Below are 11490 nucleotides of genomic sequence, written 5' to 3' on the forward strand. Positions count from 1 at the left end.
CGGCCCCGACTGCCGCGCCCGCCCCTGCGTCTGCTCCCGCTCCCGCTCCCGTCCCCACCCCTACGACCCCCACGTCGGACACCGGCGCCCGGGTGATCCGGGCCCCCGACGGCAGCCCGGACACCGCGGCCGACTGCGCGACCTGCTCCAGCAGCGCCGAGGGCACCAGCACCGCGGCCCGGGTGCCGCCGTACGGGGACGGGTGCAGGCTGACCCGGACGTCGTGCCGGGCGGCCAGGCGCGCGACGACGAACAGGCCGAGCCGCAGGTCGTCGCCGAGCGCGGAGACGTCCAGGTCGGGCGGGTCGGCCAGGTACGCGTTGAGGCGCTGGTACTCGGTCTCGGTCATGCCGAGCCCGCGGTCCTCGACCTCGACCGCCAGGCCCTCGGGCACCTCCTTCGCGGAGACCTGCACCTGGGTGTACGGCGGGGAGAAGGTGGTGCCGTTCTCGATCAGTTCGGCGACCAGGTGGATGACGTCGGCGACGGCCTGCCCCCCGAGCGAGACGCGCGGTACGCCCCGGACGACGACCCGGGAGTAGCTCTCGGTCTCCGAGACGGCGCTGCGCAGCACGTTGACCACGGGTACGGCGTTGCGCCAGCGCCGGGCGGGCAGGTCGCCGCCGAGGATGACGAGGTTCTCGGCGTTGCGCCGCATCCGGGTGGCCAGGTGGTCGACCGCGAACAGTTCGCGCAGCAGTTCCGGGTCCTCGTGTTCGCGTTCCAGCGCGTCCAGCATGCTGATCTGCCGGTGGATCAGGATCTGGGTGCGCCGGGCGATGTTGAGGAAGACCTTCTTCGTCCCCTCGCGGCCCTGGGCCTGGTGGACGATGGCGGCGACCGCGGCCTGCCGGACGGCGGCGAGGCCCTCTGAGGCCTGCTGGACGTCGTCGCCGTGACGTCGGGAGGGTGTCCAGGCGGCCGGGACGGGCACCTGCTCCCCGGCGCGGAGCCGTCCGACCACCTCGGGGATCTCCTGTTGGGCGAGCGCCATGGTGTCGGCCCGCAGTTCGGACAGCCGCGCGGACAGCGCCCAGGCGGTCCGGATGCCGCGGAACAGGCTGATCAGCACCACCGCGGCGACGACCGCGCTGCCGGCCAGCAGCGCGGTGCGCTGGCCGGAGTCGCGCAGCAGGTAGGCCGCGTAGCCCCAGGCGGCGGCGAGGCCCAGGTTGGGGACCAGCACGGCGGCGAGGAGCGGGCTGCGGAGCGAGCCGGACCGGCCGGCGCGGTGGCCGGTGCGGGGGGCCGGTATGCCTGGCATCTGATTCCTTGCTGCAGGGCCGAGTCGCGGGGCCGGGTCGTGGAACCTGGGCGTGGAACCCGGCGGTGGGGCCGGGTCGTGGAACCGGGTCGTGGGGCCTGGCCGTGGGACCGGCGCGCCGGTTCGGACCGGTGGGTCCGAGTGGCGGGCCGACCCGTACGGCGCGGCCGGGTCGCGGGGAGCCGAGGCCGGGAACCGTCGGAGCCGGTGACGCGGCGCCACCGGTCCGGCAGGGTGCAGCACGGCCGCCGACGGCACGGAACGCTATCAGCCCCGGGTGCGGTCGACGCAATATCAACTGGCTCTGCGCACAAGGCCGCTGGCCTCGCGGCAGGGCCAGCGCCGGACGCTCCGCCGATGCAACGCCGCAGCTCACAGCCCTCGGTCCGGTCGGGCCGACGGCCCTCGGAGGTCGGGGACGGCCACGGGGAAGATGCGGCAGGAACAGGTCAAGTCGCGTCGCGGCGGGCTGGATCTCAGCCCGCCAGCGGCATCGGCAGCACCCGGCCGCCCAGGCCTGGCGGCTTCTCCACGTGAGCCTCCCGCTGGGCGGCGAGTTCACTCCAGGGCCAGCTGGTCAGCTCGGACAGCTCCGCCGACCACTGCTTGCCGTACGTGCCCGAGGCGAACTGCCCGAGCCGCAGCCGCTGGACGTCCGAGGTGCCGGCCGGCGGGTAGACATGGGTGGCGTCCCGCAGGTAGCGCTCGATGCCGAACTCGGGCTGGAGGCCGCGGGCGGCGTGGATCTCCATGGCGTTGCGCGCGGAGTCCAGCGCGTACTCGGTGTTGACGAGCTTGGCGTTCATCAGTTCGGCGTCGCAGGCGCGGCCGTGGTCGAGCAGGTGGGAGGCGTGGTAGGCGGCGAGCCTGGCGGTCATCAGCCGGGACTGCATCTCGCCCAACTTGAGCATGATGTTCGGGAGTTGGTTGATCGGTCGGCCGTACAGGACGCGCCCCTCGGCGAACCGGACGGTGTCCTCGACGATCGCGGTGTGGATGCCGAGCGCGACGGCGGCGAGGTTGATCCGGCCGTAGAGGGTGGAGGAGGAGTAGGCGACGTCCAGTCCCCGCCCCTCCCGGCCGAGCCGGTTTCCGGCCGGGATGCGGCAGTCCTCCAGGAGGATCTCGCCGAAGCTGAAGCCGTACAGCCCGCTCTGGGACCCGGGGGAGCCGGTGCGGAACCCGGGGCGGTCGCTCTCGACCAGGAAGGCGGACAGGCCCCGGCTGCCGTGGCCGGTGCGCAGCACCACGCCGTGCACGTCCCCGATGTGGGAGTTGCCGACGAACCACTTGCGGCCGTTGAGCACGTACTCGTCGCCGTCGCGGACCGCGGTGCCGGTCATCCCGAGCACGTGCCCGCCGGACTCCGGCTCGGTGACGGCGATGGTCGGCAGGCACTCGCCGGAGGCGAACTTCGGCAGCCACGTGCGACGTTGGGCCTGGGAACCGTAGTGGAGGACCTTGGCCACGCCCAGCTGGGAGGCCTGCGCGATCGAGCCCGCGGCCCCGCTGACCCGGGCCAGCTCCTCGATGATCACGGTCTTGGCGACGTGCCCCAGCCCGAGGCCGCCGAACTCCCGGGGGATCGTCACGCCGATCCAGCCCTGCCGGGCGATCTCCCTGGCCAGCTCGACCTCGATCGTCCGCTCGGCCTCCATCCTGGCCACCCGCGGACGCACCTCCTTCTCCGCGAAGTCACGGACCTCGGCGCGAAGGCCCTCGTGACGGTCGTCGGTGAAGTAGTCCATCGCCATGCTCCGGTCCTCTCGATACGTGTGGTGCCGTGCCTCCGTCCGTGCCGTCGATGCCGCTCCGGCGACCCCTACGGGGGGCGGTGGGTGTGCGGGGGTGTCGGCCGGTCGCCCCGGTGCGATCGGCGCATGCGTCACCGGGCGGTGTCCCGGCGACGGGCACCGTCCGTGTCTTCGGCAGGGCTCATTGTTGTATGGGGTACCGGGGCATCCCAGAGTCGATCTTGGATTGGCGCGATTCGGCCCATCCCCGTCGGGAGGGGTTTCGGCCGGGTGCCGGACGGGAATCGATCTTCGGTTCCGTGACGGTCCGTCGACCGGTCGTCCACATGCGGTTTTGACGAGCCATCGGCAAGACTCCGGTGCGGCTCCGGCGGTGCGCTGGAAGGACTTCGGAAGAACTTCGGAAGGACATCGGCAGGACTGAAGAACGGTCGATCGGACCCGCCCGGGCGTTCTGATGTCTGGTTACATGTGCGCCATGACAGATGTGATGAGCACTCAAGGCCAGTTCCCGGGTGCCTCCGGGGAGTCCGCGCGAACCCGCAGGCTGCGCGGCCTTGGGCTCAACGACCCGTCCGCGGACGAGGCCTTCGACCGCTTCGCCCACCTGGCAGCCAGTATCACGCGCGCTCCCATCGCGATGGTCAACTTCATCAACGACGAACGCCAGATGTTCCGGGGGCTCTACATTCCGCCAAGTTCGGCCGACGCCGCGGCCGAGGACGGATCGTCCTGGGCGGACCGCGGCATCGCCTTCGACCTCCCCACCCGCGAGATGCCGCTGAGCCACGGCTTCTGCCCGCACGTGGTCGCCCAGCGTTCCCCCCTCGCCCTCGACGACATCCTCGCCTACCCCCGGTTCGCGGGGAACCCGGTGGTGGACGAACTCGGCGTCCGCGCCTACCTCGGCGCCCCGCTCGTCGACGACACCAACACCGTCATCGGCACCGTCTGCGTGCTCGACCGGGAACCCCGGCAGTGGGGGCGCGAGCGGCTGCGCGACATCCAGCACCTCGCCGAGGCGCTGCTCTCCGAGATCCGGCTGCGCGACAGCCTGCTCGCCCAGCGCCAGGAGATGTTCGCCGCCTTCGACGGCTCGCCGTACCCCATCCTGCTCACCGAGGGCCCGGGCCAGGAGGTCCGCTACGCCAACGCCCAGCACGCCGACACCTTCGGCGCGCCGACGGCGTACGGGACGATCGGCGCCGCGTACCCGCAGCTCGGTGCGGCGGGCCTCGAACAGACCGTCGTGGAGGCGTACCGCACCGGTCGTACCGCCGTCCTCGACAACGTCCGGATGCAGGCCGCCCGCCCGGACGCCCAGCGCGGCCGGCAGGTCTTCAGCTTCACCTGCACCCCGCTGCGGGCCGCGCTCACCGGCCGGATCAACGGCGTCCTCACCGTCGGCATGGACATCACCGCCCAGTCCCGCACCGAGGAGGAGCTCGGCACGCTGGCCGCCCTGCTCGTCGACCGGCTCCAGCAGAGCGGCGGCTCCGTGCCCGGACGCTCGGCGATCGCGGGCGAGGCCGGTCCCGTCCTGCCCGGCTGAACCCCGGCCGGTGCGGACCGACCACCGCCGTGGCGGGGCGCCTCTCACCCCCGTGGAGAGGACCCCGCCACGGTACCGGCGCGGTGCCGAAGCGGTGCCGGCGCGGTACCGGCGCGGTACCGTTCGGGGCCATCCGAGATCCTCCGGGGCGCCGTCCGGGGCCGCCCGGTATCGGGAGTTCGCCGGAATTCCCACGGGAATCCCGCGGGATCCGCCCGGGATTCCGCCGGGCCGAGCGGGTGAACCCTCCCCGCTCCGCCGCCCCGACCGGGCCCGCGCCCGGGGTGCCGGGTGGTAGGCATGGGCCGCATGGACTGGTTCGCCGCCCCCGACTACTGGCTGAGCCGGCTGCTCGTCCAACGCCTGCTCGCCGCCCTCTACCTGATCGGATTCCTGGCCGCCGCCGCGCAGTTCCGCGCCCTGATCGGCGCCGACGGCATGCTGCCGGTGCCCCGGTTCACCGCCCGGGTCCCGTTCCGCCGGTCCCCCGGCCTGTTCCACCTCCACTACAGCGACCGGTTCTTCGCCGCGGTCGCCTGGAGCGGCGCCGCCCTCGCCGCCGCGGTGGTGGGCGGGCTCGGCGACGCCGTCCCGCTCTGGGCGTCCGTCCTGCTGTGGGCGGTGCTCTGGGTCCTCTACCTCTCCATCGTCAACGTCGGGCAGACCTGGTACTCCTTCGGCTGGGAGTCCCTGCTGCTCGAAGCGGGCTTCCTCGCGGCGTTCCTGGGCAACGCCGACACCGCCCCGCCCACCCTGGTGCTGTGGCTGATGCGCTGGCTGGTCTTCCGGGTCGAGTTCGGCGCCGGACTGATCAAGCTGCGCGGCGACAGCTGCTGGCGGGACCTGACCTGTCTCCGGTTCCATCACGAGACCCAGCCGATGCCCGGACCGCTCAGCTGGTTCTTCCACCACCTGCCCGCCCCGGTCCACCGGGTGGAGGCCGCCGCCAATCATCTCGTCCAACTCGTCGTACCGGTAGGCCTGCTGCTGCCGCAGCCGATCGCGAGCTACGCGGCCTGCGCCGTCCTCGTCACCCAGCTCTGGCTGGTCGCCTCCGGCAACTTCGCCTGGCTCAACTGGCTGACCATCGTCCTCGTCCTCGCCGCCGTGCAGCCGGCCCGCTTGGGCCTGCCCGTCCACGCCCGCGCGTACCCCGGCGCGCCGCTCTGGTACGAGGCGCTCGTGATCGCGTTGACCACCACCGTCGTGGTGCTCAGCTACTGGCCGGTGCGCAACATGCTCTCCCGCGCCCAGGCCATGAACCGCTCCTTCAACCGGCTGCACCTCGTCAACACCTACGGCGCCTTCGGCAGCGTCAACCGGCTCCGCCAGGAGGTGGTGGTCGAGGGCACCGACGAGACGGTGCTCACCCCGCACACCGTCTGGCGCGAGTACGGCTTCAAGGGCAAGCCGGGCGATGTCCGCCGGCTCCCGCGCCAGTTCGCGCCCTACCACCTGCGGCTCGACTGGCTGATGTGGTTCGCCGGCATCTCGCCCGCCTACGCCCGCCCCTGGTTCCTGCCCTTCGTCACCCGCCTGCTGTCGGGCGACCGGGCCACCCTGCGCCTGCTGCGCCACAACCCGTTCCCGGACGCCCCGCCGACCCACGTCCGGGCGACCCTCTACCTCTACCGGTTCACCGATTGGCGCGAACTGCGGGAAACCGGCGCGTGGTGGCACCGCACCGCGCTCGGCGAGTACCTCGCTCCGGTCGATCTGCACGCCGTCGGCCGGGCCGGGTACCGGCCGCCGCTCGGCCGGCGGGGCCCGACACGGGGACGCGGCGTACGGGAGGTGCCGCTGGAGCGGCTCCGGCGGCCCGGCAGGCGACGGGACCCGGGGCCGGACCTGGGGCCGGACCTGCGCCCGGACAGGCGGCCCGGGCCGGCCGGCGGAGAGCGGCGGGAGGAGTCGGGGTGAGGGTCGGCGGTGTGGAACCGTGAGCAGCGGAGACACCCGTCCGGACCAATGCCTGACCAGTTCCGGACCGGCTCCGGAGCGGCGCCGGACCACCCGGTCGGACCGCCCGAGTGGCGGCCAGGCGGGCGGTATGGCACACGACACCCGCCCGTCCGGGCGGTGGGTGCGTGCAAGGCTCGAACGGGCACCCGTATTCTGGGCGTCCACACCGGCAGCCCGACCGCGCGCCCCCTAGCCCCGCCCCAGGGGCGACCCCGCGCACCCGGTCCGCCGCCCCCTCGCCGCCAGCCCCGCCGTCGACGCCCAGAACCGGACCTCACATGACAGTGCTTCACTCGCGCAACGCCGACGCAGCCGACCCGGCGGACGTCGCCGACGCCGCAGACGTCAAGGACCCCCAGGACGCCGCCGCGGAGCCCGACCTCCGCGAGGACCTCGGCCGCTACGCCGAGCTCGGGGCCTTCACGCTCACCGCCGAGACCCACGCCTGGTACGCGGCCGTCGACACCGTCGCCACCCCCGAGGACGCCCGCGCGGCCTCCACGGCCCTCGCCGAACTGCGCGGCAGCGACCTCCAGCAGACCTGGGAGGCCGTCCTCTCCCTCGCCGCCGACACCAAGCTGGACGAGCCCGACACCGTCGCCAAGACCGCGCTGCTGGTCGAGATGCTCCAGCGGGTGCACCGCACCTCCGCGGCCCTCTTCCCCGCTGCGTACGACGCCGACCTCGGCGCCCTCGCCGCCGCCACCGCCGACAGCACCTGGCGCCGGGAGAACGGCGTCAAGCTCTCCTGGCTGCGCGGCCGCTCGCTGCGCAAGCAGGCCGTCGCGCTCGCCACCGACCGCCGCATCCGCCGTGAGGACCTGCACGAGGCCCTCACCTCCGCCGAGATCGAGCGCCGCGCCTGGGCCGCGCTCGCCCCGGCCGGCACCCTCCCGCGAGTGCCCACCGACGGCGCCCTGGTCGACCGCACCGCCCAGGCCTTCGAGACGATCAACACCGGCCTGCGCGGCCTCGCCCGCCTGCTGCCCGACCACGACCTCGACGGGCTGCCCTTCGCCGAGCTGATCGACCTGGTCGAGCGCCTCGCCGCCGACGAGGGCACCCTCTACCGCCTGCCCACCATCCGGAGCCTGCGCGCCGGGCTCGAGGAGGCCGGCCTCGCCGACCTGCTCGCCGAACTCGTCACCGCCAAGGCCGACCGCCGCGCCGCCGAGGCCGCGTACACGGCCCGCCAGGCGCTGGCAGGCGGGCAGCGGGACGGGCTGGCGGAGACGAGCGCCGCTGCTGTCGAGGCGGAGGCGGTCGAGGAGCCGGGTACCGAGGACGCCGCCGAGGCTGTGGCCGAGGCCGGTAGCGATGTCGACGGTGCGACCGGTGTGGAGGAGGCTGCGGCCGAGGAGTCCGGGACCGAGGAGTCCGGGACCGAGGAGCCGACCGACCGGGCCGACGCCGAGGCGGCTGCCCTGCAGGCGCTGGCTGGCGGACAGCGGGACGGGCTCGTCGAAGAGGCCCCGGCTGCGGTGACGGCTCCGCTGGAGGAGGCCGCTGCGGCGACTGCGGTGGTCGAGGCCGAGGCTGAGACCAAGGAAGAGGCTGAGACCGAGACCGAGGCCGACGCCGAGGTCGAGGCTGAGGCCGACCCGGCGTCCGACGCGGTTGCCGCTGACGACGAGCCGGCGGCGGCGCAGGCCGAGGAGGAGACCCCGGCCGCTGTGGTCTCCCTCCCGGCGCCCTCCCCGGCGGCCGACGACCTGGTAGCCGCCGCGACCGCCGCCCTGGCCGAGGCCGAGGCTGCCGACGAGACGAAGGCGGACACGGAGTCGGAGACCGCTGCGGAGGTCGCGGTCGAGGAGCCGGTTGTCGAGGCCGATGAGCCTGCGGCCGAGGCTGTCGAGCCGGTTGTCGAGGCCGAGGTTGTGGCCGAGCCGGTTCTCGAGGCCGAGCCCGAGGCCGTTGTGGTGGAGTCCGCTGTCGAGGCGCCGGCCGTGGAGGCTGATGAGCCTGCGGTTGAGACCGAGGCGGTCGTCGCTGAGGTTACGGTCGAGGCGGTCGGCGAGGCCGAGCCCGAGCCCGAGGCCGTTGTCGAGGAGCCCGTCGCCGAGACCGAGGCTGTGGCCGAAGAGGTGGCGGAGCCGGTGGCCGAGCCCGAGGCCGCCGTGGAGGCGCCTGTGGTTGAGGCCGAGAAGTCGGCCGTCGAGCCCGAGGCCGTCACCGAGGAGCCCGCCGTCGAGCCCGAGCCGGTAGCCGTTGTTGAGGAGTCGGTCGCTGAGGTCGAGCCCGAGCCGGTAGCCGCTGTTGAGGAGCCGGTCGCTGAGGCCGAGCCCGAGCCCGTCGCCGCTGCCGAGGTGCCCGCCGCCGAGCCGGAGGCCGACGCCCGTCCCGCGAAGCCGGACTTCACGCCCGGCCGCCCCGTGACCGCCTACTCCGCCGACGAGCTGCTCGCCGTCGTGCGGTGGGTGGATGGCGACGGTGTCGAGCGGACCGATGAGGAGCTGCTGCGGGCGGCCATGAAGGAGCTGGGCTTCGCCCGCCTCGGCCCCCGGATCAAGGAGGCGCTGGGCGCCGCCGTGGCCGCCGCGCGCGGCTGACGACGTACGGCCACAAAGGCCGGGGCCCGGGACGCGAGCACGCGTCCCGGGCCCTGTCGCGTCCCAGGGCGCCCCTTGGTGACGTACGCCGGTCCCCACGTGTCACCGGCGGTCGTCCTACGAGGCGCCCGTACCGCCCGTACCGCCCGGCCCCAAGGGGTGGTCGAGGGCGTGACGCAGTACGGCCGGGGCGGTCACCAGCGACGGTCCGTACCAGGTCAGGTGCCGTCCGCTGACCAGTGCCGCCGGTGTGCCCGGGAACGCCTCCGGGCCGTCCTCGGCGGTGAAGCGGTACGGCTCGTCCGGTAGGACCACCAACTCCGGCCGGCCGGCGAGCAGTTCGGGTAGTGGAACGGCCGGGTAGCGCTCGGGGTGGTCGGCGTGGACGAGCCGCAGGCCCAGGCGGCGCAGCAGGTCCCCGGCGAAGGTGTCGCGGCCGAGGACCATCCACGGGCGGCGCCAGATCGGGACGACGGTCCGGGGTCCGTCGACCTCCGGAGGCGCGCCGCCGCTCCCGACGGAGGCCCAGGCGGCCTCCGCCTCGTCCAGCCAGTCGGGCCGGGGCAGCCCGCAGGCGGTGGTCAGCAGCCGGTCCAGGGAGCGGAAGGCGCCGTCCAGGGTGCGGATGTCGGTGACCCAGACCGGGACGCCGGCCGCCCGCAGTGCGTCCAGGTCGGGGCGCCGGTTCTCCTCGTCGTTGGCGAGGACGAGGTCGGGCGCGAGCGCGAGGATGCGCGGGACGTCCGGGTTCTTGGTGCCGCCGATCCGGGTGACGGACAGGTCGGCGGGGTGGCTGCACCAGTCGGTGGCGCCGACCAGCAGCCCGGGCGCGGTGGCGGCGACCGCCTCGGTCAGTGACGGCACCAGCGAGACCATCCGGCGGGGCGGGCGCGGTCCGAGCCGGACGGGGAGGTCGAGGTCGTCGCGCGGGGCGGTGGGGTCGGCCATCCGGCCAGCCTACGTCCGGCCCCCGGCGAGGAGGCGTGTGTGGACGGTGCTGGTCGGGCATCGCCGGGAACCCATCGCCCGGGCCGTCCGACTACCTGGTCCGGGTCCGCAGCACGGGCCCTCAGTACGACCACCCGGTGCCAGGACCGAGCCCGGTCACCCGGGACCGTCACCGAGCACCATCACCGACCAGGAGAGTTGTCATGCGCCCTCGCGTCGTCTGCGGAATCGCGGCCGCCGTCGCCCTGTTCGCCACGGCCTGCGGAAGCGGGACCGGGGGCGGGTCGAGCGCCTCCGTCACCGTCCGGCCCGATGCCGCCGGTGGGTTCCCCGTCACGGTCGCCGACTGCGTGGGCAAGGAGACCACCATTGCCAAGGCGCCCGGCAGGATCGTCACCAGCAACGCCTCCAGCCTGGAGCTGCTGCTCCAACTCGGCGCGGGGGAGCGGGTGATCGGCACCGGCTTCCCGCCCGGCAAGGGCACCCTGCCCGCCGCGCTCGCCGAGCAGGGCGCCAAGGTGCCGGTGCTCGGGGACAAGAGCATCCCCAAGGAGAAGCTCCTCGGCTCCGGTGCCGACCTCTACGTGGACACCTTCGGCGCGATGCCGATGATGGGCGGCGGCGCCACCGGGCCGAGCGAGGAGGAGTACGCGGCGGCCGGCATCCAGCACGTGTACCTGCTCTCCACCGCCTGCGCCGGGACGCCGAAGGCCGCCAAGGCGCCGCGCACCGACCTGGCCGGGATCGAGGAGGACGTCCGCCGGCTCGGCGCCGTCACCGGCACCGCAGCGCGGGCGGAGGAACTGGTCGCGGGGATGGAGAAGCAGCTCGGCGAGGTCCGCACCGCGCTCGCCGCCGTGCCGGAGGGGCAGCGGCCGAGCTACTTCGTCTTCGACTTCGACGCGGGCACCAAGCAGCCGGTGGCGGTCTGCGGCCGGCAGGTCGCCAACGCCGTGATCAGCCAGGCCGGGGCGCGCAACGTGTTCGCCGACTGCGACGCCGACTTCAAGCCCGGCTCCTGGGAGGACGTGGTCGCCAAGAACCCGGACTGGATCCAGCTGGCCGTGCGCAACCGGGGCAGCGAGGAGGCCACCCGCAAGGCCTTCGACGAGGCCGAGGCCTTCCTGAAGGGCTTTCCCGCGACCCAGGGCCTGAAGGCCGTCCAGGAGGGGCACTTCGTCCGGCTCGGCTCCGAGGTGACGACCATCGCGGGGGTGCGCAACGCCGACGCCGTCCGGCAGATCGCCGCGACCGTCCACCCGGACCTCGTCAAGGGCCCCGACCTCGCCAAGAACGGGCAGTAGCCGGTGACGTCGGCCACCGCTCGGAAGGAGCGCGGCGACGCCCGCCCGGCCCGCATCCTGCGGGCCGGGCCGCTGGCCGCCGTCCTCCTCGTCGCCCTGGTGCTCGCGCTGACCGCCGCCGTCTCGCTCGGCTCGGTGGACATCCCGGCCGCGGAGG

The 11490-nt window shown here is 74.1% G+C and carries 7 protein-coding genes; 4 read left to right on the forward strand and 3 right to left on the reverse strand.

Annotated features, from left to right (window positions below; all coding sequences use genetic code 11):
• Window positions 1-1264: sensor histidine kinase (locus tag ACFU6K_RS16595; RefSeq protein ID WP_380663668.1), on the reverse strand; the 1264-nt coding region annotated here is incomplete at its 3' end.
• 476 nt (window positions 1265-1740) lie between these two features.
• Window positions 1741-3018 carry an acyl-CoA dehydrogenase family protein gene (locus ACFU6K_RS16600; protein WP_380663670.1) on the reverse strand — a complete coding sequence of 426 codons (1278 nt, stop codon included), beginning with the start codon at window positions 3016-3018 and terminating at the stop codon, window positions 1741-1743.
• Between the two features lie 478 nt (window positions 3019-3496).
• Here ACFU6K_RS16600 and ACFU6K_RS16605 point away from each other — a divergent pair, with 478 nt between their 5' ends.
• From ACFU6K_RS16605 to ACFU6K_RS16615, 3 genes are all read left to right on the forward strand, one after another.
• On the forward strand, window positions 3497-4570 hold the full coding sequence (locus tag ACFU6K_RS16605) for a GAF domain-containing protein (protein ID WP_380663671.1): 1074 nt from the start codon (window positions 3497-3499) through the stop codon (window positions 4568-4570).
• A gap of 309 nt (window positions 4571-4879) precedes the next feature.
• Window positions 4880-6490 (forward strand): lipase maturation factor family protein, encoded by a 1611-nt coding sequence (locus ACFU6K_RS16610; RefSeq protein WP_380663675.1) that lies wholly within the window; start codon window positions 4880-4882, stop codon window positions 6488-6490.
• 320 nt (window positions 6491-6810) lie between these two features.
• On the forward strand, window positions 6811-9081 hold the full coding sequence (locus ACFU6K_RS16615) for a hypothetical protein (protein WP_380663673.1): 2271 nt from the start codon (window positions 6811-6813) through the stop codon (window positions 9079-9081).
• A gap of 117 nt (window positions 9082-9198) precedes the next feature.
• Here the strand turns inward: ACFU6K_RS16615 and ACFU6K_RS16620 are convergent, their stop codons facing one another.
• On the reverse strand, window positions 9199-9957 hold the full coding sequence (locus tag ACFU6K_RS16620; RefSeq protein WP_380663677.1) for a helical backbone metal receptor: 759 nt from the start codon (window positions 9955-9957) through the stop codon (window positions 9199-9201).
• A 275-nt stretch (window positions 9958-10232) separates the two neighbouring features.
• Between ACFU6K_RS16620 and ACFU6K_RS16625 the strand changes: the two genes are divergently transcribed.
• Entirely contained in the window at window positions 10233-11333 is a 1101-nt protein-coding gene (locus tag ACFU6K_RS16625; protein WP_380663674.1) for an ABC transporter substrate-binding protein, read from the forward strand.
• Window positions 11334-11490 lie beyond the last annotated feature (157 nt).

The sequence above is a fragment of the Kitasatospora sp. NPDC057512 genome, from assembly GCF_042802135.1.
Taxonomy (GTDB): Bacteria; Actinomycetota; Actinomycetes; order Streptomycetales; family Streptomycetaceae; genus Kitasatospora.